This is a genomic window from Brevundimonas sp., assembly GCF_035935935.1.
In the GTDB taxonomy this organism is placed as follows: Bacteria; Pseudomonadota; Alphaproteobacteria; order Caulobacterales; family Caulobacteraceae; genus Brevundimonas.
This window is the reverse complement of record NZ_DASYWO010000006.1, coordinates 129,699-155,772: the sequence shown is the minus strand read 5'-3', so window position 1 is coordinate 155,772 and position 26,074 is coordinate 129,699. Positions and strand designations below refer to the sequence as shown.

23 protein-coding genes are annotated in these 26,074 nt (G+C 70.5%); 10 read left to right on the top strand and 13 right to left on the bottom strand.

Annotated features, from left to right (window positions below; genetic code table 11):
* The 11 genes from VGR32_RS07785 to hemE all read right to left on the bottom strand — a co-directional run bounded on the left by VGR32_RS07785 (position 1) and on the right by hemE (position 10,594).
* Complete coding sequence (locus VGR32_RS07785; RefSeq protein WP_327449648.1) at positions 1-621, bottom strand: class I SAM-dependent methyltransferase; 621 nt, start codon at positions 619-621, stop codon at positions 1-3.
* A complete protein-coding gene (locus tag VGR32_RS07780; RefSeq protein ID WP_327449647.1) occupies positions 618-1,514 on the bottom strand; it encodes a ParB/RepB/Spo0J family partition protein in 897 nt (298 codons plus the stop codon). Before VGR32_RS07780 ends, VGR32_RS07785 begins: the two co-directional genes overlap by 4 nt.
* A gap of 16 nt (positions 1,515-1,530) precedes the next feature.
* Positions 1,531-2,334, bottom strand: coding sequence for a ParA family protein (locus VGR32_RS07775; protein WP_327449646.1), 804 nt, complete (start codon positions 2,332-2,334; stop codon positions 1,531-1,533).
* On the bottom strand, positions 2,324-2,941 hold the full coding sequence (gene rsmG / locus VGR32_RS07770) for a 16S rRNA (guanine(527)-N(7))-methyltransferase RsmG (RefSeq protein WP_327449645.1): 618 nt from the start codon (positions 2,939-2,941) through the stop codon (positions 2,324-2,326). Before rsmG ends, VGR32_RS07775 begins: the two co-directional genes overlap by 11 nt.
* Positions 2,938-4,788, bottom strand: coding sequence for a tRNA uridine-5-carboxymethylaminomethyl(34) synthesis enzyme MnmG (mnmG, locus tag VGR32_RS07765; protein ID WP_327449644.1), 1,851 nt, complete (start codon positions 4,786-4,788; stop codon positions 2,938-2,940). Before mnmG ends, rsmG begins: the two co-directional genes overlap by 4 nt.
* 74 nt (positions 4,789-4,862) lie before the next feature.
* Positions 4,863-6,152, bottom strand: coding sequence for a tRNA uridine-5-carboxymethylaminomethyl(34) synthesis GTPase MnmE (gene mnmE, locus VGR32_RS07760; RefSeq protein WP_327449643.1), 1,290 nt, complete (start codon positions 6,150-6,152; stop codon positions 4,863-4,865).
* A 1-nt stretch (position 6,153) separates the two neighbouring features.
* A complete protein-coding gene (locus tag VGR32_RS07755; RefSeq protein WP_327449642.1) occupies positions 6,154-6,381 on the bottom strand; it encodes a DUF6489 family protein in 228 nt (75 codons plus the stop codon).
* Between the two features lie 40 nt (positions 6,382-6,421).
* Complete coding sequence (gene rho, locus VGR32_RS07750; protein WP_327449641.1) at positions 6,422-7,834, bottom strand: transcription termination factor Rho; 1,413 nt, start codon at positions 7,832-7,834, stop codon at positions 6,422-6,424.
* 197 nt (positions 7,835-8,031) lie between these two features.
* Positions 8,032-8,499, bottom strand: a complete 468-nt coding sequence (locus VGR32_RS07745) for a CopD family protein (protein ID WP_327449640.1) — start codon at positions 8,497-8,499, stop codon at positions 8,032-8,034.
* Positions 8,496-9,563, bottom strand: a complete 1,068-nt coding sequence (gene hemH / locus VGR32_RS07740) for a ferrochelatase (protein ID WP_327449639.1) — start codon at positions 9,561-9,563, stop codon at positions 8,496-8,498. The genes VGR32_RS07745 and hemH overlap by 4 nt, the downstream gene beginning before the upstream one ends.
* Positions 9,560-10,594: a uroporphyrinogen decarboxylase gene (gene hemE / locus VGR32_RS07735; protein ID WP_327449638.1), complete on the bottom strand. Its 1,035-nt coding sequence runs from the start codon at positions 10,592-10,594 to the stop codon at positions 9,560-9,562. Before hemE ends, hemH begins: the two co-directional genes overlap by 4 nt.
* 494 nt (positions 10,595-11,088) lie before the next feature.
* On the opposite strand from hemE, the gene VGR32_RS07730 reads away from it, so the two are divergent.
* Genes VGR32_RS07730 through dnaQ form a run of 5 tightly spaced genes read left to right on the top strand, consistent with a single transcriptional unit; the run spans position 11,089 to position 14,672 of the window.
* The gene (locus VGR32_RS07730; protein WP_327449637.1) at positions 11,089-11,946 is read left to right on the top strand and encodes a pyruvate, water dikinase regulatory protein; all 858 of its coding nucleotides are present in this window, start codon (positions 11,089-11,091) and stop codon (positions 11,944-11,946) included.
* Positions 11,943-12,527 (top strand): nucleoside triphosphate pyrophosphatase, encoded by a 585-nt coding sequence (locus tag VGR32_RS07725; RefSeq protein ID WP_327449636.1) that lies wholly within the window; start codon positions 11,943-11,945, stop codon positions 12,525-12,527. Before VGR32_RS07730 ends, VGR32_RS07725 begins: the two co-directional genes overlap by 4 nt.
* On the top strand, positions 12,524-13,321 hold the full coding sequence (locus VGR32_RS07720; RefSeq protein ID WP_327449635.1) for a shikimate dehydrogenase family protein: 798 nt from the start codon (positions 12,524-12,526) through the stop codon (positions 13,319-13,321). Before VGR32_RS07725 ends, VGR32_RS07720 begins: the two co-directional genes overlap by 4 nt.
* Positions 13,318-13,947, top strand: a complete 630-nt coding sequence (coaE, locus tag VGR32_RS07715; protein WP_327449634.1) for a dephospho-CoA kinase — start codon at positions 13,318-13,320, stop codon at positions 13,945-13,947. The genes VGR32_RS07720 and coaE overlap by 4 nt, the downstream gene beginning before the upstream one ends.
* A 5-nt stretch (positions 13,948-13,952) precedes the next feature.
* Complete coding sequence (gene dnaQ, locus VGR32_RS07710; protein ID WP_327449633.1) at positions 13,953-14,672, top strand: DNA polymerase III subunit epsilon; 720 nt, start codon at positions 13,953-13,955, stop codon at positions 14,670-14,672.
* A gap of 4 nt (positions 14,673-14,676) precedes the next feature.
* On the opposite strand, the gene secB is transcribed toward dnaQ, so the two are convergent.
* Positions 14,677-15,177: a protein-export chaperone SecB gene (gene secB / locus VGR32_RS07705; protein WP_327449632.1), complete on the bottom strand. Its 501-nt coding sequence runs from the start codon at positions 15,175-15,177 to the stop codon at positions 14,677-14,679.
* Positions 15,178-15,354: 177 nt separating this feature from the next.
* On the opposite strand from secB, the gene timA reads away from it, so the two are divergent.
* Both timA and VGR32_RS07695 read left to right on the top strand, forming a co-directional pair.
* Positions 15,355-15,975 carry a TIM44-related membrane protein TimA gene (gene timA / locus VGR32_RS07700; protein ID WP_327449631.1) on the top strand — a complete coding sequence of 207 codons (621 nt, stop codon included), beginning with the start codon at positions 15,355-15,357 and terminating at the stop codon, positions 15,973-15,975.
* Positions 15,972-17,066 carry an MltA domain-containing protein gene (locus tag VGR32_RS07695; RefSeq protein WP_327449630.1) on the top strand — a complete coding sequence of 365 codons (1,095 nt, stop codon included), beginning with the start codon at positions 15,972-15,974 and terminating at the stop codon, positions 17,064-17,066. The genes timA and VGR32_RS07695 overlap by 4 nt, the downstream gene beginning before the upstream one ends.
* Positions 17,067-17,069: 3 nt before the next feature.
* Here the strand turns inward: VGR32_RS07695 and VGR32_RS07690 are convergent, their stop codons facing one another.
* The gene (locus tag VGR32_RS07690; RefSeq protein WP_327449629.1) at positions 17,070-18,617 is read right to left on the bottom strand and encodes a helicase HerA-like domain-containing protein; all 1,548 of its coding nucleotides are present in this window, start codon (positions 18,615-18,617) and stop codon (positions 17,070-17,072) included.
* 109 nt (positions 18,618-18,726) lie between these two features.
* On the opposite strand from VGR32_RS07690, the gene VGR32_RS07685 reads away from it, so the two are divergent.
* The 3 genes from VGR32_RS07685 (at position 18,727) to VGR32_RS07675 (ending at position 26,062) form a co-directional block, all read left to right on the top strand.
* Positions 18,727-19,860: an AI-2E family transporter gene (locus tag VGR32_RS07685; protein ID WP_327449628.1), complete on the top strand. Its 1,134-nt coding sequence runs from the start codon at positions 18,727-18,729 to the stop codon at positions 19,858-19,860.
* Positions 19,861-20,177: 317 nt separating this feature from the next.
* On the top strand, positions 20,178-21,008 hold the full coding sequence (locus tag VGR32_RS07680; RefSeq protein WP_327449627.1) for an outer membrane protein: 831 nt from the start codon (positions 20,178-20,180) through the stop codon (positions 21,006-21,008).
* Between the two features lie 146 nt (positions 21,009-21,154).
* Positions 21,155-26,062, top strand: a complete 4,908-nt coding sequence (locus VGR32_RS07675; protein WP_414642899.1) for an NAD-glutamate dehydrogenase — start codon at positions 21,155-21,157, stop codon at positions 26,060-26,062.
* Positions 26,063-26,074 lie beyond the last annotated feature (12 nt).

Sequence of the window (26,074 nt, the reverse complement as noted above, 5' to 3'; positions counted from 1 at the left end):
TCAGTCTGACGCCTTTCGCCGCGCCGTCCAGACCCGGGCGCCCTCGTCCCGGTCCGGGTCCAGAACCCGTTCCTCGACGCTGACGAACCCGGCTGCCGCGAGCCCCGCGCGGTATTCCTGCGGATCGAGGCTGGCGTGATGCAGCGGCCGTCCCATCCACTCGCCCATCGCCGTGCCGCGGCGGGGTCCGCCGACGAACATCAGCGTGCCGCCCGGCTCCAGATGCCGCGCATAGACCTCCGGCATCTCCGTCTGCGCCTGTGCGGTCAGATGGAAGCTGGAGTACCAGGCCAGCACGCCGTCGAACCGGCGACCCAGGTCCAGTCCGCGCATGTCCGCGCAGATCCAGCGATGATTAGGGAAGGCGGTGCGGCACAGGTCGATCAGACCGGGTGACGCATCCACGCCCGTCGCGTGAAATCCCCGCGAGATCAGGGTGGAGGCGATCGGCCGACCCGATCCGCATCCGAGATCGAGCACGGTCCCGCCCGACGGCAGGCCGTCCATGAACCGTTCGAGATGCATCGCTTCCGACCCGCGCAGGACGTCTCCCCGCGTGATGGCCCAGACGTCGGCATGGCGGGAATAGAGATCGACGATCTCCTCCGCGGCGGCCGTCACGCCTTCATCAGGCGCCGACACAGGTCGTCCAGCTGATCGAGGCTGCGCCAGTGCAGAGTCAGCTCGCCCTTTTCGCCCGGGCGCGCGGACAGCTGCACCTTCAGGCCCAAGGCGTCGGCCAGATCCTGCTGCAGGGCCGCGACGTCCGGATCGCTGTCGCCATCCAGCGGCACGACGCGCGACCGGGCCGGGGCTGGCCGGTCCCCCTCCGTCGCCCGGCGGGCCAGGGCTTCGGTCTGCCGGACGTTCAGCCCGTCCATGAAGGCCCGCTCGGCCAGACCGGTCGGATCAGGGGTGTTGATCAGCGCCCGCGCATGCCCTGCGGACAGCTTGCCGTCCCTCACATAGGCCAGCACCTTTTCGGGCAACTGCAGCAGGCGAAGGGTGTTGGCCACGTGGCTGCGGCTCTTGCCGACGACGCCGGCGACGGCGTCCTGGGTCCGCCCGAACCGGTCCATCAGCACGCGGTAGGCTTCGGCCTCCTCCAACGGATTCAGGTCCGCGCGCTGGACGTTCTCGATGATGGCCACTTCCAGCACCGCCACGTCGTCCAGCAGGCGTTCCACGATGGGCACTTCGGTAAGACGCGCCTGCTGGGCCGCCCGCCACCTCCGCTCGCCGGCCACGATCTGCCATGAGCCGGCGTCGTCCGGATGCGGGCGGACCAGGATCGGCTGCAGCACGCCCCGGTCGCGGATCGAGCCGGCCAGCTCGTCCAGATCCTCCTTGAGGAAGATCTTCCGCGGCTGGTCGGGATTGGGCTTCAGGGCCTCGATCGGCACGCTGCGGACGCCCGCGGGCGCGGGCCCGCCGTCCACGGGCGCGCTTTCGGCGACCTGCTCGCCCAGCAGGGCCGACAGCCCCCGGCCCAATCCGCGCTGACGTTCGCTCATCATCCCCTCCGCTCCTTCAGGCCGCCCGCAGCCGCACGCGCTCGCGCGCGACGACTTCGCGCGCCAACCTCAAATAGGCCTGGCTGCCCGCGCATTTCAGATCGTAGATCAGCGCCGGCTTCCCAAACGACGGCGCCTCCGAAACGCGGACGTTTCGCGGTATGACGGAGTCATACACCTTGTCGCCGAAATGGGCGCGGACGTCCGCCTCGACCTGCCCCGACAGGGCGTTGCGCCGATCGTACATGGTCAGAACCAGACCCTGGATTTCCAGCTTCGGATTCAGGCTCTGGCGGACCATGTCCACCGTCTTCATCAACTGGGTCAGGCCCTCAAGAGCGAAGAATTCGCACTGCAACGGCACCAGCACGGCGTCTGCGGCGGCCATGGCGTTCAGCGTCAGGAGATTCAGCGAGGGTGGGCAATCGATCAGGACGTAGTCGAACGGGGCCCCGGCCCCCGTCGCCTGCGACGCCAGCGCATCCCGCAGCCGGTATGACCGACGGTCGGCCTGGCTGAGCTCGATCTCGACGCCCGACATGTCGGCGTCGGCCGGAATGATGTGCAGGCCGGGAACGGCCGTGGCCACCGCCGCGTCGTCGACCGACCGTCCGTCGACGATCACGTCGTAGATGGTCACGCGGCGTGTTTCACGTGGAACACCCAGACCGGTGGACGCATTGCCCTGCGGGTCCATGTCGACGATGAGCACGCGCTGACCGATCGCGGCCAGCGCCGTGCCGAGATTGATCGCGGTCGTGGTCTTCCCGACGCCGCCCTTTTGATTGGAGACGGCGAGGACGCGACGCTTAGCGGACACGGCGAAGACTCCGGACGGACACCACGCGCCCCCGTACGTCGCTGCGCGACGGGAACAGTTCGCTCTCGAAATGCCAGACCTGCCGGGCCTCCGCCACCTCGGCTTCCGCCTTCTCCCCCTTCAGGTAGAGGCCCGTCGCGCCCTTCTGGTGATAAGGCTGTGCATAGCCGAGCAGTTTCGTCAGCGGCGCGACGGCGCGGGCGGTGACGACGTCGACGACGGCCGCATGCGCCTCCGCACGCGCCCAGACGACCGTGGCCGGCAGAGACAAGGCGTCGACGACCGACTGCAGGAACCGGCACCGCTTCTGCAGGCTGTCGATCAGGTGAACGTGCCCTCCCCGCCCCTTCATCAGGACCGCCAGCACGACGCCGGGGAGCCCTGCCCCCGCGCCCAGATCCGCCCAGGTCCTCGCCGCCGGGGCATGATCGACGAGCTGCGCCGAGTCCAGCGCATGCCGGTTCCAGAAATCGGGCAGGCTGTCGGGCCCCACGAGGTTCATGACCGCGTTGGACTCGATCAGCATGCGGCGATAGGCGTCCAGGTCCGCGATCTCGGCGTCGTTCGCGCCGATGGCCCTCTGAAACCCGGCGGCGTCCAGGGTCACGCGGCGACGCGCCGGACGTGGGCCAGCAGGGCGGTCAGGGCGCCCGGCGTCATGCCTTCGATGCGGCCCGCCTGGCCAAGGCTCAGCGGACGCACGCGCGACAGCTTTTCCCTGACTTCGTTCGACAGTCCCCCGACTTCGGCATAGTCGAGGTCCTCGGGCAGCCGCAGGTCCTCGTCCCGCTTCAGCGCCGCGGCGTCGGCCGCCTGCCGATCCAGATATCCCGCATAGGCCGCGTCGACCTCCACCTGTTCGCGGACGTCCGTGGGCCAGTCCGCGATCTGCGGCAGGACGGAGCTGAACTTGTCCAGCGTCACGCCGGGATGCCCGAGGAGATCGCGAACCGAGCGGCGACGGCCGTCGGCGTTGACGGCGATGCCCAAGGCTGCGGCCTCCTTGGGCGTGAAGGCGATCTCCCGCGCGGCCGAAAGCGCCTCGCCGACCTGCCGCACCTTCTCTGCGAATCGCCGCGACCGCTCCGCGCCGACGATTCCCGCCGCCGCCGCGACGGGCGTCAGGCGCTGATCGGCGTTGTCGCTGCGGAGGTTGAGACGCCACTCGGCGCGGCTGGTGAACATGCGGTAGGGCTCGGTCACGCCGCGCGTCACCAGATCGTCGATCATCACACCGACGTAGCCCTGATCCCGCCCCACCACGACGGCGTCCTGCCCGGCCGCCCTGCGCGCGGCGTTCAGTCCGGCCATCAACCCTTGGGCGCCCGCTTCCTCGTACCCGGTCGTGCCGTTGATCTGACCGGCCAGGAACAGGCCAGGGCGCGCCTTGACCTCAAGTCCCGGCGTCAGTTCGCGCGGGTCGACGTAGTCGTACTCGATGGCGTAGCCGAAGCGGAACACCTCGACCGCCTCCAGCCCCGGAATGGTGCGCAGGAACGCCATCTGGGTGGCGTCGGACACCGAGGTGGAGATGCCGTTCGGATAGACGGTCGGGTCGTCCAGTCCTTCGGGCTCGAGGAAGATCTGGTGCGAGGTCTTGTCGGCGAACCGCACGACCTTGTCCTCGATTGACGGACAGTAGCGCGGCCCCCGCCCGGAGAGGTGGCCGCCATACACGGCGCTTTCGGCCAGATTGTCGGCGATGATCCGGTGCGTCTCTTCGGTCGTCGCCGTGATGCCGCAAGCGATCTGGGGCACGTTGATGCGGTCGGTGAGGAAGCTGAACGGCACGGGCTGGTCGTCCGCCGCCTGCATCTCCAGCCGGTCCCAGGCGATGGTGCGGCCGTCCAGCCGCGCGGGCGTGCCGGTCTTCAGCCGACCCAGCGCGAGACCGGCGGCGTGCAGATCGGCGGCCAGCCCGGTCGACGGCGCCTCTCCGTGCCGGCCCGCGGGAATGCGCTGGTCGCCTTTGTGGATCACGCCGTTCAGGAAGGTGCCTGTGGTCAGGACGACGGCGGCCGCGGCGATCTCCTCGCCGGCGCCGGTGACGACGCCCACGACGCGGTCGCCGTCCAGTCGCAGGCGCTCGGCCGTTCCCGCCATCAGCGTCAGATTGGGTGTGGCGGCCAGTTCGGCCTGCATGGCCTCGCGGTACAGCCGCCGATCGATCTGGCTGCGGGGCCCCCTGACGGCGGCGCCCTTGGACCGGTTCAGCATGCGGAACTGAATGCCCGACGCGTCAGCCATGCGGCCCATCAGGCCGTCCATGGCGTCGATCTCGCGCACCAGGTGGCCCTTGCCCAGCCCCCCGATGGCGGGATTGCAGCTCATCTCGCCAATCGTTTCGAGCCGCTGGGTCAACAGCACTGTGCGCGCGCCGGCGCGCGCCGAGGCCGCCGCGGCCTCGCAGCCGGCGTGGCCGCCGCCGATCACGATGACGTCGAAGTTGAGCATGGGAGGCGGGACATAGTCGAAACGGCGTCGGAACGCCACCGCCTGACCTTCGTGTTTCACGTGAAACGTCGACCCTACTTGCCGATGCAGAAGTTCGCGAACACTTCGCCCAGCACGTCTTCCACGCCGATGGCGCCGGTCACCTGGGCCAGAGCCGCGGCGGCCCGGCGAAGATCGTCCCCTGCCATCTCCGGCGCGATCGCCAGCGCGCCGCGCGCGGCCACGACGGCGTTCAGAGCCTCCGTCAGCCTCAGGCGGTGCCGCGCGCGCGTCACGGCCGGGAAGTCGGCGCCGGCCAGGTCGCGCCGCAGACGCTCCGCGATCGCGGCGTGCAGCTCCGCGATGCCCTGACCGGTGACCGAAGACACGGCAAGCCCCGAAGCTGGCGTGAGGTCCGCCTTGGTGTTCACGGTGAGGTCATCGGGCCGCACGAAGGCCGCGGCCTCTCCGTCGGGGTCGCCGGGAGCCCGAACCCACAGGCGAAGATCGGCCGCCTCGGCCCGCGCACGGGCCCTGCGCACGCCTTCGGCCTCGACGAGATCGGCGCTTTCCCGCAGACCGGCCGTATCGGACAGGGTGACGGCATAGCCGTCGATCACCAGCTGGGCGTCCAGAACGTCACGCGTCGTCCCGGCGATCGGCGTCACGATCGCCGCGTCCTGCGCGACCAGGGCGTTGAACAACGCGCTCTTGCCGGCATTGGTCTCGCCGATCAGGACGATGCGATAGCCCTCGCGCACCCGTTCGCCGCGGTCGCCGTCGGACAGCGCATGCCTGAGGTCGGCGGCCAGCCGGTCCAGGGCTGGTCCCGCGGTCGCCGCGAGGTTGTCCGGCACCTCCTCGTCGGGAAAGTCGATCTCGGCTTCCACAAGCGACAGGGCCTGCAACAGATCGGCCCGGAAGCCGGCGTAGACCGCGCCCAGCGCACCCCCCAGCTGCCCGAGGGCCTGACGGGTCTGTGCCGCGCTTTCCGCGTCGATGAGGTCCGCCACGGCTTCGGCCTGCGCCAGGTCCATGCGGCCGTTCTCAAAGGCCCGACGGGTGAACTCGCCCGGTTCCGCGGGACGCGCGCCCAGCGCCGACAGGGCGCCCAGAACCCCGTCCACGACCGCGCGTCCACCATGCAGGTGCAGTTCCGCCACGTCCTCGCCGGTATAGGAGGCCGGGGCGGGAAACCAGAGCACCAACGCCTCGTCCAGCCGGGCGCCGTCGTGACGGAGAGTCCTCAGGGCCGCGAAACGGGGAGCGGGAAGGCGTCCGGCCAACGCTGCGAGCACATCCGCCGTCCGTGGCCCGCTCAGTCGGACGACGGCGATGGCGCCGCGGCCCGGCGGCGTGGCCAAGGCGAAGACGGTGTCTGTCACGTCAGACCGTCGTCGCGGCTTCCATCAGACGCCGGAACTGATCCTGGGCCTGCAGACCGAAGCTGGTCCAGGTCTTCATCAGCTCTTCCGGCTGCATGGCGGCGACGTTGGCCTCCATACGCTTCTGCATCTCGGCGACCATGGCGTCGTTAAGGGGCGTCACGTCGGGCAACCCCAGAAAGGCCCGCGCCTCCGCAGGGGTGCAGTCGATCTCGACGTTGACCTTCATGACCCGGCTCCCTGTTTCACGTGAAACGCCGAAGGACGCCTCAGGTGTTCATCGACTGGAAGAAGTCGGCGTTGTTCTTGGACTGCCGAAGCTTGTCGAGCAGGAACTCGATCGCGTCCTGCGGTCCCATCGGGTTCAGGATCCGGCGCAGGACGTAGGTCTTGGCCAGCTGATCCTTCGGCGTGATCAGGTCTTCCTTGCGCGTGCCCGACTTCAGCACGTCGATGGCCGGGAAGATCCGCTTGTCCGCCACCTTGCGGTCCAGCACGATCTCGGAGTTGCCGGTGCCCTTGAACTCTTCGAAGATCACCTCGTCCATGCGGCTGCCCGTGTCGATCAGGGCCGTGGCGATGATCGTCAGGCTGCCGCCCTGCTCGATGTTGCGCGCCGCGCCGAAGAAGCGTTTCGGCCGTTGCAGGGCGTTGGCGTCCACGCCCCCGGTCAGGACCTTGCCGGACGACGGCACCGTCGCATTGTAGGCGCGGCCAAGACGCGTGATGGAGTCCAGCAGGATGACGACGTCCTTCTTGTGCTCGACCAGACGCTTGGCCTTCTCGATCACCATTTCGGCCACCGCGACGTGACGCGTGGCCGGCTCGTCGAAGGTCGAGGCCACCACCTCGCCCTTCACGGTGCGCTGCATGTCGGTGACCTCTTCCGGACGCTCGTCGATCAGCAGGACGATCAGGAAGACCTCGGGGTGGTTGGCCTCGATCGACTTGGCGACGTTCTGCAGCATCACCGTCTTGCCGACGCGCGGCGGGGCCACGATCAGGCAGCGCTGGCCCTTGCCCAGCGGCGCGACGATGTCGACCACGCGACCGGTGCGATCCTTCAGCGTCGGATCCTGGATCTCCATGTGCAGCCGCTCTTCGGGGTAGAGCGGCGTCAGGTTGTCGAACAGGACCTTGGTCTTGACCAGTTCCGGGTCTTCCAGATTGATCGTGTCGCACTTTAGCAGGGCGAAGTAGCGCTCGCCCTCCCGCGGGCCGCGCACGGCGCCGTGGACCGTGTCGCCCGAGCGAAGGCCGAAGCGGCGGATCTGCGAGGGAGAGACGTAGATGTCGTCCGGTCCCGGCAGGTAGTTGGCGTCCGGGCTGCGCAGGAAGCCGAAGCCGTCGGGCAGGATCTCCAGCACCCCGTCGGCGATGATCTCCACCTCTTCCTCGGCCAGCGCCTTCAGGATGGCGAACAGCAGGTCCTGCTTGCGCAGGTTCGACGCGTTCTCAATCTCCAGCCCCTCGGCGAAGGCGACCAGATCGGCGGGCGTCTTCTCGTTCAGCTCGGCCAGGGTGATGCGGCCGTTCGGCACGATCGGCTCGCCGTCGTCCTCCTCGTCCTCGGCTTCCTGATCGACCATGGGAAGATCGGCGGCGGAGACCTCTTCGCCGGCCACGGCCTCGGGCGTTTCGGTTTCCGGGGCGGTCGGGTCGGTGTCGCGGACGTCGGTCATGCAAAGTCTTCTCAGGCAGGCGCGATCGCACGCTCGCACCGGGCGAGGTCGACGGCTTGGAATGTCCGGCCGGGCGGCCGCAGGGAAAGCGACGGATTCCGCCTCGCGCGAGGGAGGCGGCGCCGCTGGGAGAGAGGGACCGTCCGGCGGAGCCAGGAACGGTTCGCCGTCAGCGAAACCACGCCCCCGTCGTCAGGTCAACCGAAAGTCCATTCCGTCGTGACCGACAGCACCATGATCACGGCCATCAGAAACGGGACTTCGTTGGTCATTCGCCAGAAGCGCGCGGACCGGACCGAGGTCCCGCCCTGAACGCGTCTGCGCTCTCCGGCGATGAAGCCGTGCCATGCGCTGAGCCCCAGCACGCCGGCCAGCTTGGCCAGCATCCACGGCTGCAGCAGGAAGTCCCACCCCCGCGTCGTGCCGTCGATCCAGATCAACCAGCCGCCGAACGCCCAGGCCGCGGCCATGGCGGGATCGAGAATGATGCGGAGCAGACGGGTCTGCCACGTGCGCAGAAGCGCGCGCATTTCCGAGCGGAGCGGCTCGGGCTTGTCGGCCTGTTCGGCGTCGTAGGCATAGAGGCGGGGGAGGAACAGGAGGCCCGCCATCCAGGCGATGACGGCAAGGATGTGCAGCCCGCGGACGAGATCGTAGGTGGTCACGCGGCCCTCCGCTCGCAGGTTCGCGGACACGCCGCCCAGTCCGCCCGGCATCCCGGCCCGTGCGGCTCCACGCCGTCACGCCTCAGGGCGTCCTCCACCGCGTGGGCCAGCTCGGCGATGAAATCCGGCGCCGTCCCGACGGCCGGGGCCCGCAGGTACGGCGTCACGCCCAGTTCGTGAGCCAGCTCGGCATACTCCACATCGAGCTCGACAAGGGTCTCGATATGCTCCGACACGAAGGCGACGGGCGTCAGCACGACGCCGACGCCGTCGGCCGCAGCCTTGGCGATCGCGTCGGGCGTGGCAGGCCCGAGCCATTTCAGCGGCCCGACGCGGCTCTGGTAGCAGACGTCCCAGCGATCGCCCCGCCGTCCAAGCTCGAGCCGCGCGGCCAGGGCGGCGCACGTGGCCTCGACCTGTTCCTGATAGGGATCGCCCTTGCCGGCGACCAGCTTCTCCGGGATGCCGTGGGCCGACATCAGCACCCTGACGGGACGCTCCCCCGCCTCCGCCAGCTTCGCGGCGACGGCCCGCGCCTGCGCTTCGATCCATCCGCCGGCGACCGGCCAGCAGCAAACCGTGCGCGACCGGCCCGGCCCGCGATAGGTCTTGCGCCAGAGCTTCAGCGACGACCCAGTGGTCGTGGTGGAGAACTGCGGATACAGCGGCAGCTGCACGATCTCGTCGGGTGCGAACGCGCAGACAGCGGCGGCGACCTGCTCCGTCAGCGGCCGCCAGTAGCGCATGCAGACGAAGGCGCGCACGTCGGCGTCCGGCAGGACCGCCCGCAGTCGCGCCTCCAGACCCTCGGCCTGGGCCTGCGTGCCCGGCAGCAGCGGCGATCCGCCGCCCATCAGGGCGTAGTTCGCTTGGGCGCTCTTCTCCCGACGCGACGAGATCAGACGGGCCAGAGGCGTGCGGACGATCCCGGGCAGGCCGATGATGGCGGGGTCGTTGAACAGGTTGAACAGAAACGGCTTCACATCTCCGGGGCCGTCGGGGCCGCCGAGATTGAACAGGACCACGGCGATCCGCCGCCTCGTCGCCGTCGCCGTTTCCGTCATTGCGCGCCAAGTCTCCGCAGCACCTGGTCGACGTGCGCCGTCGGCACGTCCGGCAGGATGCCGTGACCGAGGTTGAAGACCCACGGACCCCGACCCCACGCCTCGGTCAACTGGTCGACCCTGCGGTCCAGCGCCGCGCCCCCGGCCCGGAGCAGCAGCGGGTCGAGCGCGCCCTGGATCGGCTTGATGGCCTGAACGCGCCGCCCGACTTCCAGAGGACAGGCGGTGTCCAGCGCGACCGCCTGGACCTCGCAGTCCGCAGCATAGCGTTCGGCCAGGGCCGCCGAGCCACGCGGAAAGCCGATCAGCGGCACGGTCACGCCGAGCTCCCTCACCCGGGCGACCAGCTTCTGATGCGGCCGCAGCACCAGCCGCTCGAACAGGTCGTCGGGCAGTCCCTCCGCCCAGCTCTCGAAGATCTTCAGCACCTGCGCGCCGGCGTCGGCCTGCATTTTCAGATAATGCGCCGTCGCCTCCACCAGAATGTCCAGCACGGCGTCCACCAGATCCGGCTGCGCATAGGCATAGGTCCGGGCCTGCGCCCGCTCGCCCTTGCCGATGGTGCGGGCCTCGCCGTCCAGCATGTAGGTCGCCACGGTCCACGGCGCCCCGGCGAAGCCGATCAGCGCGCGCTCGGGCTCCAGCTCCCGGCGGACGATCTTCAGGGTCTCGCCGACCTCGGACAAGGCCCGGCCCGCGCCGGCGGTGAGCGCGCGCATGGCCTCGACCGGCGGCAGGGCGCCCAGACGCGGCCCCTCGCCCGCCTCGAACCAGACGTCCTGACCGAGGGCCCGCGGGATCAGCAGGATGTCGGCGAACACGATGGCGGCGTCGAAGCCGAACCGCCGCATCGGCTGCAGCGTGGCTTCCGCCGCCTTGTCCGGGTCGAGGCAGAATTCGATGAAGCCCGGCGCGGTCGCCCGCAGCGCCCGATACTCCGGCAGATATCGGCCGGCCTGGCGCATGAACCATACGGGAGGCCGGTCCGGAGTTTCTCCGGCGAGGACGCGCAGCAGGCGGGGGGTCGTCATGCGACGGACTTACGGGCTGGCGCGTCCCCGCTCAAGCGCGCCGCCTTCCTTCCCTATCCTTCCCTTGAATTGAAAGAAGGGAAGAAGAGGGTTGAAGCGGGGACGGCGGGGACAGACCGCCCATGATCGCCACCCGCCCGGCGGTTCTCCACCGCTCTCCGGCGTCTGTGGCGCCCTGGGGATGATCGTGGGCGCCGGCGCCCGGAAAAGGCTTAACGAAGTCCTAACGCCCGACGCCGGGGGGTCCGGGGAGGAGCCGCACCTCTGTGGGCGCTTGGCGCCTCGTCAGAGATTTCCCCAGGCGGGCAAGGGCCGGTCCTGAGCCGGTGGAGAACCCGCGCCCGGGCGACGGGACCATCCCCGGTCATCCCCGCTCGCCCGCCGTCCGACCGTCGGTTATAGGTTTTCCGGACCCAGACTCTGCGGACGGCGCCCCGATTGCCCCAGACTTTCTCCCCAGAATTGCACGCGACCGTCCCCGGAGGATCGACCCCGTGACGCCGCCGCGCCCGGGCCGGCTGGCCACCTACTTCCACGTCCATCTGGTGTCGGACTCCACCGGCGAGACGCTGAACGCCATGGCCAAGGCGGTCACCGCCCGCTTCGACGGCATCATTCCCATCGAGCACATCTACGCCCTGGTGCGGTCGTCGCGTCAGATGGAGCGGGTGCTGGAGGAGGTCGCGAACGCGCCCGGGGTGGTCCTCCACACCCTCGTCGACGCCGAGTTGCGCGCGCAGCTGGAGGAGGGATGCCGGCGGCTGGACATGCCCCAGATCGCGGCGCTCGATCCGCTGGTCGGCGCCCTGTCGCGCTATCTGGGGGCCGCCCTGTCGACCCGTGTGGGGGCGCAGCACGCCCTCGATCACGACTACTTCAACCGGATCTCGGCGCTGGATTTCGCCATGGCCCACGACGACGGGCAGGGCACAACGGAGCAGCTGGAACAGGCGGACGTCGTGCTGACGGGGGTCAGCCGCACGTCGAAGACGCCGACGTGCATCTATCTGGCCCACCGCGGCATCCGTGCCGCCAACGTGCCGCTGGTGCCGGGTCAGGAGGACGGAGAGCGCCTGACCACGCTGAAGCGTCCGTTGGTCGTCGGCCTGACCGTGTCGCCGGACCGGCTGGTCCAGATCCGCCGTAACCGGTTGGAGGGGCTGAACGCGGACCGCGCCTCGGCCTACGTCGATCATGACGCCGTCCGGGACGAGACGATCAGGGCGCGACGGGCCTTCGAACGGCGCGGGTGGCCGGTCATCGACGTGACGCGCCGCTCCGTGGAGGAGACGGCGGCCGCGGTGGTCAACCTTCTGCAGGAGCGTCGGGGCCGCGCGGAGACGCCGCGATGATCGTCCTCGCCTCGGCCAGCGCCGCGCGACGACGCCTACTCCAGGACGCCGGCGTGGACTTCGAGATTGATCCGGCCGACGTCGACGAGGCCGCCCTGAAGACCCCGGACGCCCGTCGCGATCCGGCGGGTCTCAGCGTCCTGCTGGCGTCGGCCAAGGCCCGGGACGTGTCGCGGCGGCGGCCGAAGGACTGGGTCGTGGGCTCCGACCAGATCCTGTCCTTCGAGAGCGGGCTGATTTCGAAGGCGACCTCTCTCGACGAGGCGCGCGCGCGGCTGCGTGAGATGCGCGGGCGCGAGCATGTCCTGTGGTCCGGCGTCGCCCTGGCGTGGGGGGGCAAAGTGGTGTGGTCGGCCCGGGAGGCGGCGACCATGACCATGCGCGCCTTCTCCGACGCCTTTCTGGACGCCTACCTCGCCGCGGAAGGCGCCGACCTGCTGACCTCCGTCGGCTGCTACCGCATCGAGGGCCGGGGCGCGCAGCTGTTCTCGCGCATCGACGGCGCCCACGCCACGATCATGGGCATGCCCCTGTGGCCCCTGCTGGACGCCCTGCGAACGCATGGGGCGCTGCCGTCATGATGCTGGGCGGCGTCGTCGGCTGGCCGATCGGCCATTCGCTCAGTCCCCTGATCCATGGAGCCTGGTTGTCGGCGGCCGGGATCACGGGCGTCTATCAGGCCCTGCCCGCGGAGGACGAGCCCGCCTTCGACGCCCTGATCGCGCGCGGAAAAGCGGGCATGTTCCGGGGACTGAACGTCACGGCGCCCTGGAAGCTCAGGGCGCTGCGGGCCGCCGGATCCAGCGCCTCGGAAACGGCGCGGCGCGCGGGATCGGCCAATCTCCTGACCTTCGCCGACGGTCAGGTCGCTGCAGAATCGACGGACGGGCACGGACTGCTGACGGCGCTTCGTGAACAGGCGCCGGGGCTGGAGCTGGACGGCGCCCGGGTCACGGTGCTGGGAGCCGGCGGGGCGGCCCGCGCCGCGGTCGTGGCCTTGAAGGACGCCGGCGCCGTCGTCGGCGTCGTGAACCGCAGCCCTGACCGCGCGCGGCAGCTGGTGGCGGCTCTGGACGCCCTCCATCAGACCACGGAGGAACTGCGAGATGCCGATCTGGTGGTGAACGCCCTGCCCGTCGACCCGGCGGTCGACGTCGACGCCCTGTCCCCGCACGCCGTCGTCATGGACATGACCTACAGGCCCCTGCACACCCCGCTCCTGACCGCGGCCCTTGACCGGGGCATGACCGTGGTGGACGGCCTGGCCATGCTGATCGGTCAGGCGCGGCCCTCGTTTCAGGCCATCTATGGCGTCGCTCCCCCGCCGACGGACGTCCGGACCCTCTGCCTCAGGGCCATGGGAGGCGTCTCATGATCGTGCTGGGCCTGACCGGATCGATCGGCATGGGCAAGTCCACCACCGCGCGCCTGTTCGCCGAGGCGGGCGCCGTCGTCTGGAACGCCGACGACGCCGTCCATGCCCTCTACGCCCGGGGCGGGGCGGCCGTCGGGCCGGTCGGCGAGGCCTTTCCCGGGGTCGTGAGCGACGGCGCGGTGGACCGCGACCGGCTGGCGCAGGCGCTCGGCGACGATCGCGAGGCCTTCCGCCGGCTTGAGACGATCGTCCACCCCCTGGTGGGGCAGGGCCGGCTGGCCGACCTGGAGGCCGCGCGGCGGCGTGGCGTGAAGCTGGCCGTTCTGGACATCCCCCTGCTGTTCGAAACCGGCGGCGACCGGGGCGTGGATGCGGTGGTCGTCGTCACCGCCCCGCAGGAGGTCCAGCGCGCCCGTGTCCTGGCCCGGCCCGGCATGACGGAGGACCGGCTGGACGCCATCCTGGCGCGGCAGACGCCGGACGCCGAAAAGCGCGCGCGCGCGGACTTCGTCGTCGACACGTCCCACGGGGTCGAGGCGGCCCGGGCGCAGGTCGAACGGATCGTGGGGACGGTTCTGGCGCCGGGCTGGTCGCGCCTTCCTTCCGATCCCGAACCGGGTCAGTAAGGGCCATGGCCCGCGAGATCGTCCTCGACACCGAAACGACCGGCTTCGACCCGAAGACCGGCGACCGGCTGATCGAGATCGGCTGCATCGAGATCGAGGATCTGCTGCCGACCGGCCGGACCTTCCACCGCTACGTCAATCCCGAGCGTCTGATCCCCGCGGGCGCGATCGCCGTGCACGGCATCACCGACGACAAGGTGCGCGACGCGCCGAAGTTTCATCAGATCGTCGGCGAGTTTCTGGAGTTCGTCGGCGACGCGCCGGTGATCGCCCACAATGCGAACTTCGACCGCAACTTCATCGACTGGGAATGCACGAACTGCGGGCATGACCTGATCCCGGCCGACCGATGGATCGACACGCTTCAGCTGGCCCAGATGAAGTTTCCGGGCATGCCCAACTCGCTGGACGCCCTGTGCCGGCGGTTCAAGATCTCGCTGACCGAACGCACCCTGCACGGCGCCCTGATCGACGCCCGCCTGCTGGCCGAGGTGTATCTGGAGCTGAAGGGCGGCAAGGCGCGCAAGCTGGACCTGTCCATGGCCGCCGCCGTGACCGCGGTCGGCGCCGGCGGCGGTGGTGCGACCCACGGCCCGCGGCCCCGCCCGCTGGCGCCGCGCCTCACCGAAGCGGACGTGGCGGCGCACCGGGCGTTCCTCGAGGCCGAGATCAGGTCCACGACCTTGTGGGACGTGGTGACCGGGGCGGAAGACCGCGCGGCCTGAGGCCTCAGGCCTGCGCCGGCGTGCGCTCCATCTCGGCGCGGCGCTGCGAATAGATGGCGGCGAAGTCGATCGGGTCCATCAGGAACGGCGGCACCAGACCGCCGTCCGACGTCGCGCGGGCGATGATTTCGCGCGCGAACGGATAGAGGTAGCGCGGGCATTCGATCAGCAGCATCGGCTCGATGTCCTGCTCGGCCACGCCCATCAGCTGGAACAGACCGCCGTAGACCAGTTCGGCCGCGAAGATCGGGCCGGCGTCGACCGAGGCCTTGACCGACAGCTTCAGGTCCACCTCGAACAGGCCGTCCTTGCGGCCCACCGCGTTCATCTCCACGCCCATGTCGATGGCCGGCTTGCCCTCGGCGCGCAGGCTTTCCGGCGCCTTGGGATTTTCGAACGACATGTCGCGGACATACTGCGCCAGGATGCGGAAGCCCGGGGCGGCGGGCTGGCCCTGAATGGGCTGGTCGCCGGCGGTCGGCGTGGGGGTCGTGGCGTCGGTCATGGGTCGCGGGCATCCGAAACATGGCGGCGGTAGGGCGGCCGCCGGAAGGCGGGGCGACTATCATGCGCGGCGTCCGGTCGCAACGGCGCGGGGCTTCCGGGCGTTGGGCGTTGCGCTTGCCCGTCCCCATATGACCGCCTAAGCCTGCTCTCTCCTCCCCGCCGTCAGGGATGCCCCGTGCCCGTCCAGTTCCAGATCGTGCTCTTCGCGGTGATCGCCGCCTTCGTCCTGTTCCAGCTCTACAACGTGCTGGGCAAGAAGGTCGGACGTCAGCCCGAGGACGACGTGCGCGCCCAGCCCGTGGCGGCCACGCCCGCCCCCGGCGGCGCGCAGCAGGCCGCGCCCGTCGACAGCCACACCCTGGCGGCGATCCAGGGGCTGAAGGCGCGAGACCCGGGCTTCGATCCCCACCGCTTCCTCGAGGGCGCCCGCACCGCCCACGACACCATCGTTCAGGCCTACGCCACGGGCGACCGCGCCGCGCTGAAGCCCCTGCTGTCGCCGCCCGTCATGTCTTCGTTCGAGGCCGGCATCGCCGCGCGCGAGGCCCGGGGCGAGACGGAGCGCGTCGAGTTCGTGCATCCCCCCCGCGCCGATCTGGAGCTGGCCACCGTCGACGGCGACCGCGCCGTCGCCCGCGTCCGCTTCCTGGCGGAGCTGCGCTCGATCTCCGCCGGACAGGGCGGCGAGGACCGCACCGAGGAACGTCGCACGGCCGAGGTCTGGACCTTCCAGCGGCCGCTGGGCGCCAACGACCCCAACTGGGTGCTGGCCCGGGTCGAGCCCGCCACGGCGTGATCCGCCGCCTCCTCCCGCTGCTGGGACTGCTGGCCGCCGCCTGCGCCACGGCGCCGGCCCCGGGCGGCCCCCCGGCGCCTCCCGTCGCCACGCCGCGTCCGCCGTCCGGCCCGGTGGTCGTGCCCGCCCCCGCCGTCCCGCCCCTGCCCGCCGGCGCGGTGTCTCTGACGGCCCTGCCCGGCTGGGAGCGGGAAGATCACGCTGCGGCGCTTCAGGCCTACGCCGCCGGGTGCCGCCCCGCAGCCGATCCGATGTGCGAGCGCGCCCGCGCCGCGGCCGCCCAGAACCCCAGCGCTCCGCGAGCCAGAGACTGGCTCGAGGTCAACTTCGCCGCCGTGGAGGCACGGACGCCCGACGGCGCGCCGGGCCGACTGACGGCCTATTTCGCGCCGGAGTATCCAGCCCGCCGCTTTCCGGACGCGGAGTTCTCGGCGCCCGTTCTGCCGGCGCCCCCCGGCTGGCGTCGCGGCGACGTCGGTCCGACCCGGGCGGAGATCGAGGCCCGGCCCGCCCCTCAGGCGCTGGCCTTCATGCGGGCCGAGGACCTGTTCTTCATGCAGGTCCAGGGCTCGGGCTACCTGACCTTCGAGGACGGCTCGCGCGCCCGCGCCGCCTACGCCGCCGACAACGGCCAGAGGTTCACCGGCATCGCCACACCGATGGCGGAGCGCGGCCTGCTCCCGCGGAACGGCACGTCCGGTGAAGCGATCCGCAGCTGGCTGGCGGCGCACCGTGGACCTCGGGCGGCCGAGGTCATGGCCCTGAACCCCCGCTACATCTACTTCCGCATGGACCCGGACGACGGCGGTCACCCCGCCGGCGCGGCCGGCGTGCCCCTGAGCGCGCGCCGCTCCATCGCCGTCGATCCCTCATACTGGACCTATGGCGCCCCGGTGTGGATCGAGGCCGACGCGGGCAACCTCGCCGGGGCCCGATCCGGCTACTCCGGTCTGGTCATGGCTCTGGACACCGGCTCGGCCATCCGCGGCCCCGTCCGCGCCGACTTCTACATGGGCCGCGGCGATGCGGCGGGGGACGAGGCCGGCACGGTGCGCCACCCCCTCAGGATGTGGCGGATCGTTCCTCGCTGAGCCTCAGCGCCGCTTCAGCCCGCCCAGCACTCCGCGCAGCAGCTCCCGCGTGAGCGTGCTCCCCGCCGTGCGCAGCACCGATTTGGTCAGGGCCTCCACCGGCGTTTCGCGGGTGCGGCGGGCGGGAGTGCGCGCCCGCTCGACTTCGCGATCCAGACGGGCCTGCTCCTTCTCACGGGCGAGAGCGGCCTTCTCGGCGTCCCTGGCCGCGGCCGCGTCGGCCTTCGCCCTCGCCTCGGCCAGTCTGGCGTCGGCGGCGGCCTGATCGGCGGCGCCACGGCGGGCGGCCAGCACTTCCTCGGCGGACTCACGATCGACCGGCGTGTCGTACATGCCGCGCACGGGGCTAGCGGCCATGACCTGTGCCCGCTCGGCGTCGGTCGCGGGGCCCAATCGGCTGTCCGGCGGGCGGATCTTCGTGCGGCCGACGACGCGGGGGGCGCCCTTCTCGTCGAGCGTCGAGACCAGCGCTTCGCCGACGCCCAGACCCTGAATGGCCTCGGCTGTGTCGAAGGCGGGGTTCGGGCGGAAGCTCTGGCTGGCGGCCTTCAGCCCCTTCTGCTCCGACGGCGTGTAGGCCCTCAGCGCGTGCTGGATGCGGTTGCCCAGCTGGGCCAGCACGCTGTCGGGAATGTCGGCCGGGTTCTGGGTGACGAAGTAGACGCCGACCCCCTTGGACCTGATCAGGCGGACCACCTGCTCGACCTTTTCGCGCAGGGCGTCGGGCGCGTCGGTGAACAGCAGGTGCGCCTCGTCGAAGAAGAAGACCAGCCGCGGCTTCTCCGGATCGCCGACCTCCGGCAACTGCTCGAACAGCTCGGACAGCAGCCACAGCAGGAAGGCGGCGTAGAGCCGCGGCGAGTTCATCAGCCGCGTGGCGTCCAGCACGTTGACCTGCCCCCGGCCGTCCAGACCGGTGCGCAGCATGTCCTCCAGCCGCAGGGCCGGCTCGCCGAAGAAGTCCGCGCCGCCCTGCTGCTCCAGCTGCAGGATCGATCGCTGGATGGCGGCGATCGACGTCGGGGCGACGTTCCCGACCTCGCGACCGATGCGGTCGGCGTTCTCCCCGACGTAGGCCAGCATGGACCGCAGGTCGTCGAGGTCCAGCAGCAGCAGACCCTCCTTGTCGGCGACGTGGAAGACCACCGACAGCACGCCCTCCTGAACCTCGTTGAGGTTCAGCATCCGCGCCAGCAGCACCGGGCCGATCTCCGAGATCGTGGTCCGGATCGGGTGACCCTTCTGGCCGTAGAGGTCCCAGAACACCGTCGGCGCGGCGCGCGGGGTCAGCGTCAGACCCATTTCCTGCGCCCGGGCCGTCAGCTTCTCGTTGGGCGCGCCGATCTGGCTGATGCCGGACAGGTCGCCCTTCACGTCGGCGCAGAACACGGGAACGCCCGCGTCCGAAAAGCCCTGGGCCATGATCTGCAGCGTCACGGTCTTGCCCGTGCCGGTGGCGCCCGCGACCACCCCGTGACGGTTGGCCCGGTTCAGAAGCAGGGTCTCGGGCTGGTCGGACTGGCCGAGGAAGAGGGCGGCGGCGTCGGTCATCGGGCGGGCTCCAGGAACCGCAGCGGTTCCCCGACGCTCATGCTTCACCGCGACGGAGCCCGGATCAAGGGCGATTGACGCCGTCGGCCCGGAGCTTGACCTTATGCCGATGAAAGCCCCGACCGTGATCCCGTCCCCGACCGTGTCGCGCAACGCACTGGTGGTGATCGCCACCGTGGCGGCGGGCGCCGCGGTCTACTGGCTGCGCGACATCCTGACGCCGCTGGCCATGGCCATCTTCCTGCTGATCATGATCGGCGGGCTTCAAAGGTGGCTGGAGCGTCGGACGCCGTTGACGGGGCGATGGGCGGGGGTGGCCGCCCTCGTACTGGTGGTGCTGGCCTTCTTCGTTTCCATCGCGATCATCCTGGACGGCGCGCTGGGCTTCTTCGGAGAGGCCTCGGGAGTGTCCACGCGGATCGGACCGCGGCTGGACCAGATCCTGACCGACGTCTGGGCCATGTTCAGCGCCGCGCCGCCGCCGACGGTCACCGACCTGCTCGCCCAGATCAACCTGCGCAGCTACATCGGGCAGGCGGCCATGCAGCTGCAGAACGTGCTGTCGGGCGCGGCCTTCGTCCTGATCTACCTGGCCTTCCTGCTGGCGTCGCAGTGGGGCTTCCGCCGCAAGGTCGTGAACATGTTCCCGGACAGGAAGGGACGCGCCGAAGCCGCCGAGGTGTATGAGCGCGTCCGGGGCGGGGTCGAGGGATACCTTTGGGTGCAGACGGTGACCGGCGTCATCATCTGCGCGGCGGCCTGGATCCTGATGCGCGCGGTGGGGCTGCAGAACGCGGAGTTCTGGACCTTCGTCATCTTCATCGTCGGGTTCATCCCGGTGCTGGGCGGCGCCATCGCAGGTCTGGCTCCCCCCCTGTTCGCGCTGGTCCAATTCGACACCTACTGGCAGCCGCTGGCCCTGCTGGGCGGGCTGCAGCTGATCCTGTTCGTCGTCGGCAACATGATCCAGCCGCGGATGCAGGGCGACAACCAGAACATCGACCCGGTGGTGGTGCTGCTGTCGCTGGCCTTCTGGGGCAAGATCTGGGGCGTGGTCGGCATGTTCCTGTCGACGCCGCTGGCGGTCATGGCCATGGCGATCCTGGCCGAGTTCAGAGGCAGCCGATGGATGGCGATCCTCCTGTCGGGCGACGGCGAACCCTATGCCGACGAACCGACCGCCGACCCCCGCGACGACTCGCCGCGCCCCGCGCGGGCAGCCAGACGCGCGCCGGAGACTTGAACCGGAGCGGGCGCTTCCCACATCCGCATCATCGCCGCGGCTCCCTCCCCTCCACCGCGGCGGACACAAGGCCGGCGCCTCCCCTCCCCCTCCCGGCGCCGTCCCGGCAAAGGCCGTCGAAGCTCGCTTCGGCGGCCTTTCGCATTCCGAGGCGTTCCGCGCCTATGTTGCCGATCTGTCACAGTTCCGGAGCTCCCACGCAAACGCCGGGGTCCGCCACGGAACGGCCAAGCTCGACGTCACGTTCATGCGCCGTGGGAGGGCTCCCAACTCATAACGACGCGACGGGCTCGCGCCGCTCATCTCAGAGGATTCAGATGAAGATCAAACTCGCAGCCGCCGCCTTGGCCCTGACGGTCGCCGCCGGCGCCACCCCCGTGCTCGCCCAGGAGTGGAGCGGCTTCTACGTCGGCGTTCATGGCGGCTTCTTGGACACGGACGAGGACAAGAACGAAACCCTCGTGTTCGATCGCGACTTCGACGGCGACTTCGACGACACCGTGGTCCTGAGCGGCGGCACCACCAACGCCTTCGGCCCGGGCTTCTGCTCAGGACAGGCTTCGACCACCACCCCGAGCGGTCTGTGCGACCGTGACGACGGCGGCGTCGAAGGCGGCGCGCGCGTCGGCTACGACATGCAGTTCGGCAACTGGGTCGTGGGCGTGGTCGGCGACATCCAGGGCGTCGACGCCGAAGACTCGGTGACCGGCTTCTCGACCACGCCGGCCAGCTACATCTTCACGCGCAACCTTGAGCATACGGCCGGTCTTCGCGCCCGCGTCGGCTACGCCACGGGTCCGGCCCTGGTCTACGCCACCGGCGGCGCCGCCTACGGCAAGATCGAGAACCGGTTCTACACCTCGAACGGCGCCAACAGCTTCACCGAGACCGTCGAGGAAGACGACGCCGACGGCTTCCAGTACGGCGGCGGCGTGGAATGGCGCCTGGCGCCGAGCCTGACGCTGGTCGGGGAGTATCTGTACACCGATCTGGAAGCCGGCGAATACGTCGTCCGCGCGGGACCCGGGACCGCGCCGGCCACCAACCCGTTCATCCTGCCGCCCAACACGGCCGGCACGGACATCACGCGCTCGAACCCGGACTTCAAGACCCACGAGTTCCGTCTGGGCATGAACGTCCGCTTCTGATCCGCATCTGAAGACGCGGCGGGCGCCGGATCCGGGAAACCGGGTCCGGCGCCTTCTTTTTGCGCCCGGCCTTCCCCTTTTCCGGCGCCCGCTCTAACCATCGCCCAAAGGCGGTCGGGAGGACCGCGTCCGACAAGAGAGCCCCCATGGCCGCCCAAGCCGAAGCCGCCCCGACGTCCGCCAACCGGATGGAGGCGCTGGCGCGGGACTTCGCGCAGGCGACGGGGGGCGGCGTCGGCCCGCTGGAGCGTGTTTTCCTCAGCCACGCGCTTGAGGACTGGTCCGCGGACGAGACGCCGGAGATCGGGCTGGCCGACCTCGCGGCCACCCTCGCCGGCGTGTGGACGGCGACGGCCGCGCGGGCGGCGGCCGAGGCGCCCCGCATCACCATCGACCCTCTGACGGGCGCTGACGGGCGGGCCACCGGCTTCGACCTGATCACGGTGATCCAGGACGACGGCCCCTTCCTGGTCGACAGCGTCATGGGCGAGCTGGCCGACGCCGGCGTGTCGACCCGCGCCATGTTCCACCCGGTCGTGCCGGTCGTCCGTGACCCGACCGGCGCCCGCGGCGAGGGCGAAGGCCGGGAATCCATCATCATGGTGGTCATCGACCCTCTGCCGCAGGAGCGACGCGACGCGCTGAAGGCCGGGCTGGCCGCGACGCTGGACGACGTTCGCGCCGCCGTCTCCGATCATGGCGCGATGAACGCGGCCATGTCTGCGGCCATCGCTCACCTGCGCGCCGGACCCAAGGGGGCGGACCCGTCGCTGGTGGCGGAGTCGATCGCCTTTCTCGAATGGCTGAACGACGACCACTTCGTCTTCCTGGGCGCGCGTGACTACGACTATCCGCGCGACGGCGAAGGCGCCTATCAGGCCGAGGCGCCGCTGTCCCAGTCGGGCGAGGGGCTGGGCGTCCTGCGGGACCCGGAACGCACCGTCCTGCGCCGCGCCAGCGAGCCGGCCGTGCTCACGGGCGCCATGAAACGCCAGATCGATCTGTCGGACCCGGTGACCGTGGCCAAGGCCAACGCCCGCTCGCGCGTGCACCGGCGGGCCTACATGGACTACGTCGGCGTGAAGCGGTTCGGGCCCGATGGCCGGCCCTCCGGCGAAACGCGCTTCGTCGGCCTGTTCACGGCCGAGGCCTACGACCGGCAGACGTCCGAGGTGCCGCTGATCCGGCGCAAGGTCGCCAATGCGCTGGCCCGCGCGGCCAAGGCCGAGGGCAGCCACAGCCACAAGCGGCTGAAGAACATCCTCGAGACCTACCCGCGCGACGAGCTGTTCCAGATCCGCGAGGACGAGCTGCTCGACATCGCCTCGGGCATCCTGCACCTGCAGGACCGGCCGCGGATCCGCAGCTTCACGCGCAAGGATCCGTTCGACCGCTTCGTCTCGGTTCTGGTCTTCATTCCCCGCGACCGCTTCCACGCCACGGTGCGCGAACGGATCGGCCGCATTCTGGCCGAGGCCTGGGGCGGGCGCCTGTCGGCCTGGTATCCGGAGCTCTCGGACAATCCGCTGGTCCGCATCCACTACATCATCGGGGTGACGCCGGGGGCTCACGCCAACCCCGATCCGGCGGAGCTTGAACAGAGGATCGCCGAGGCCGGTCGCGGCTGGAAGGACCGGTTCGAGAGCGCCCTGCGCGCCGCCTCGGTGGACGAGATCGGCGTCGGCCCGCTCAGCGAGCGCTGGGCGGAAGCCTTCGGCGCCGGGTACCGCGACCGCTACGACGCCGCGGAGGCCGTGCGCGACCTCCACGCCTTCGACCGTCTGAACGACGACGGGGCGCCGGGCGACGGAGAGCCGGTGGGCGTCCGCGCCTTCCGCAATCCCGGCGACACCCCGCTGCAGTTCCGCTTCAAACTGTACCGGCGGGGCGGCGCCGTGCCACTGTCCGACATCCTGCCGATCCTCGCGGACATGGGTCTGAAGACGCTGGAAGAATGGGGCCATGCGGTGAGACCGCTCGGCGACGACCCTGTGCACGTGCATGAGTTCCTGCTGGAAGATCCGCGCGGCGAAGCCCTTTCGTTCGACCAGGTCTCCGGCCCCTTCGAGGCGGCGGTGCAGGCGGTCTGGAGCGGGCTGACCGAAAGCGACGGCTTCAATCGGCTGGTGCTGGAGCTGGGCGTCGGCTGGCGCGAGGCCGCCCTGATCCGCGTGCTCGCCCGCTACCGTCAGCAGAGCGGTCTGGACCCCAGCCAGGCGGTGCAGGAAGAGGCGCTGACGCTGTACCCCGACGCGGCGCGCACCCTGCTGGATCTGTTCGCGGCGAAGTTCGATCCGGCGCGCGGCGACGTGGCGGCGCGGCAGGAGGAGGTCGACCGCCTGACCGCGCGGCTCACGGACCTGCTGCAGGGCGTGAAAAGCCTCGACCATGACCGCGCCCTGCGCCGGATGGCCGCCCTCATCGGCGCGATCAAGCGCACCAACTTCCACCAGACCGGACCGGACGGGGGCCCGAAGCCGCACATCTCGATCAAGGTCGCCTCGCGGGAGCTGGACGACCTGCCGCTGCCGAAGCCGTACCGCGAGATCTTCGTCTGGGCCCCGCACGTCGAGGGCGTCCACCTGCGCTTCGGCCCGGTGGCGCGCGGCGGGTTGCGCTGGTCGGACCGCCGCGACGACTTCCGCACCGAGGTGCTGGGGCTGGTGAAGGCGCAGCAGGTTAAGAACGCCGTCATCGTGCCCGTAGGCTCCAAGGGCGGCTTCTATCCGAAGAATCTGACGGCGCTGGTCCGCGCCGGCGCCGACCGCGACGCCCAGCAGGCCGAGGCCATCCGCGCCTATCGGACGTTCCTGTCGGGTCTGCTGGACGTGACCGACAACATCGGGGCCGACGGCGCGGTGGTGCGTCCCCTGAACGTCGTGGCCTGGGAGGACGACGACCCCTATCTGGTCGTCGCCGCCGACAAGGGCACGGCCACCTTCTCCGACATCGCCAACGGCGTGTCCGCCCAGTACGGCTTCTGGCTGGGCGACGCCTTCGCTTCGGGCGGCTCGGTGGGCTACGACCACAAGGCCATGGGCATCACGGCGCGCGGCGCGTGGGAGGCGGTCAAGCGCCACTTCCGCGAGATGGGCAAGGACATCCAGACCGAGCCCTTCACCGCCGTCGGCGTCGGCGACATGTCCGGCGACGTCTTCGGCAACGGCATGCTGCTGTCGAAGGCGACGAAGCTGGTGGCGGCCTTCGACCACCGCGACGTCTTCCTCGATCCCGATCCCGATCCCGCGCTGAGCTGGGCCGAGCGGAACCGGATGTTCCAGCTGCCCCGCTCGTCCTGGCAGGACTACGACAGGTCGAAGATCTCGAAGGGCGGCGGCGTTTTCTCGCGCGGCGACAAGTCGATCCCGCTGTCGCCCGAGGTCCGGGCGCTGCTGGGCGTCCAGGACGAGGCGATGGACCCCCCGTCGCTGATGAAGGCCATCCTCAAGGCGCCGGTCGAGCTGCTCTACCTCGGCGGCATCGGCACCTATGTAAAGGCCCCCCACGAGACCGACGCCCAAGCCGGGGACAAGGCCAACGACGCCCTGCGCATCGACGGAGGCGATCTGAGGGTCAAGGTCGTGGGCGAGGGCGCGAACCTCGGCCTCACCCAGGCCGGCCGCATTCACTTCGCCCTCTCGGGCCGGAATTCGGGCGGCGGACGCATCAACACCGACGCCATCGACAACTCGGCCGGCGTCGACACCTCCGACCACGAGGTGAACATCAAGATCCTGACCGGCGGCGCCATCGCCTCCGGCGCGCTGAAGCCGGAAGATCGCGACGCCCTTCTGGCCTCGATGACCGACGAGGTCGGCCTGAAGGTGCTGAAGCACAACTACGACCAGACCCTGGCGCTGACGCTGCAGCAGGCGGAAGGCGTGGACGCGCTGGATTCGCAGCAGGGCTTCATGCAGGCTCTGGGCGCCCGGGGACGCCTCGATCGCCGGGTCGAGGGCCTGCCGGACGACCTCAAACTGGCGGAGATGAAGGCTACCGGGTCGGCCCTGACGCGGCCCGAGCTGGCCGTTCTGACCGCCTATTCCAAGATCGAGCTGTTCGACGAGATCGTGGGATCGGACGCGCCGGACGACCCCTTCTTCCACACCACGCTGGTGAACTATTTCCCCGCAGCCCTGCACGGTTTCGACGCCGAGATGCGGGGTCACCGGCTGCGGCGCGAAATCATCTCGACGGTGCTGGCGAACGACATCGTCAACGCGTGCGGCGCCACCTTCCCCCTGCGCCTTCGGCAAAGCGCCGAGACCGGCGCGGGCCCGATGGTGCTGGCCTTCGCGGCGGCGCGCCGCATCTTCCGCCTGGACGAGGCATGGGCCGCCGTGTCGGCTCTGGATCTGAAGATCCCGGCTGAGGCCCAGACCGCGCTGTACCGCGAGATCGCCACCGTGATGCGCCGTCAGACCTTCTGGCTGACGCGCCGCGCCCAGCGCGCCGGCAGCACGGTTCACGGCCTCATCGACGCCTACCAGCCGGTGGCGGACGCGCTGAAGCCCCACGGTGGAGAGGTGCTGTCGCGGTTCGAGCAGACGCGGCTTCAGGCCCGCATCGACGGCTTCCGCGCCGTCGGGGCCCCGGACGACCTGGCCCGCACCGTCGCCCTGCTGCGTCCGACCGTGGCGACGGCGGACATCGGCGATCTGGCGAAGGAGGCCGGCTGGGACGCCCCGTCCATGGCGCGGCTGTATCACCAGGTCGGCGCGGCCTTCGACTTCGACCGCCTGCGCGCCGCGGCGGGCGGCGTGCCCTCGCACGACCGCTTCGATCGCATGGCGGTCCGCCGGCTGATTCAGGAGCTCAAGGCCGAGCAGCTGGACCTGACGCGCGCCGTGGCCAAGGCCAGCGACGCCTCCTGCGGCAAGGACGAGCTGACGGCGGAGAAGGCGGTCGACGCCTGGATCGGACCGCGGCTTTCGATCGTCGAGGGCGTGCGCGCTTCGGTCGACGAGATCGAGGCGTCGGGCGCCGGCTGGACCTTCGCCAAGCTGACGATCGCCAACGCCACGATCCGGGAGATCGCCGCCACCGCGAGGTGAGCGGAAGGGGAG

Coding starts and splice junctions, on each gene's coding strand:
- VGR32_RS07780 (WP_327449647.1), bottom strand. CDS start 1,514: ATGAGCGAACGTCAGCGCGGATTGGGCCGGGGGCTGTCGGCCCTGCTG.
- mnmG (WP_327449644.1), bottom strand. CDS start 4,788: ATGCTCAACTTCGACGTCATCGTGATCGGCGGCGGCCACGCCGGCTGC.
- VGR32_RS07755 (WP_327449642.1), bottom strand. CDS start 6,381: ATGAAGGTCAACGTCGAGATCGACTGCACCCCTGCGGAGGCGCGGGCC.
- rho (WP_327449641.1), bottom strand. CDS start 7,834: ATGACCGACGTCCGCGACACCGACCCGACCGCCCCGGAAACCGAAACG.
- hemH (WP_327449639.1), bottom strand. CDS start 9,563: ATGACGGAAACGGCGACGGCGACGAGGCGGCGGATCGCCGTGGTCCTG.
- hemE (WP_327449638.1), bottom strand. CDS start 10,594: ATGACGACCCCCCGCCTGCTGCGCGTCCTCGCCGGAGAAACTCCGGAC.
- VGR32_RS07725 (WP_327449636.1), top strand. CDS start 11,943: ATGATCGTCCTCGCCTCGGCCAGCGCCGCGCGACGACGCCTACTCCAG.
- VGR32_RS07720 (WP_327449635.1), top strand. CDS start 12,524: ATGATGCTGGGCGGCGTCGTCGGCTGGCCGATCGGCCATTCGCTCAGT.
- coaE (WP_327449634.1), top strand. CDS start 13,318: ATGATCGTGCTGGGCCTGACCGGATCGATCGGCATGGGCAAGTCCACC.
- dnaQ (WP_327449633.1), top strand. CDS start 13,953: ATGGCCCGCGAGATCGTCCTCGACACCGAAACGACCGGCTTCGACCCG.
- secB (WP_327449632.1), bottom strand. CDS start 15,177: ATGACCGACGCCACGACCCCCACGCCGACCGCCGGCGACCAGCCCATT.
- VGR32_RS07690 (WP_327449629.1), bottom strand. CDS start 18,617: ATGACCGACGCCGCCGCCCTCTTCCTCGGCCAGTCCGACCAGCCCGAG.
- VGR32_RS07685 (WP_327449628.1), top strand. CDS start 18,727: ATGAAAGCCCCGACCGTGATCCCGTCCCCGACCGTGTCGCGCAACGCA.
- VGR32_RS07680 (WP_327449627.1), top strand. CDS start 20,178: ATGAAGATCAAACTCGCAGCCGCCGCCTTGGCCCTGACGGTCGCCGCC.
- VGR32_RS07675 (WP_414642899.1), top strand. CDS start 21,155: ATGGCCGCCCAAGCCGAAGCCGCCCCGACGTCCGCCAACCGGATGGAG.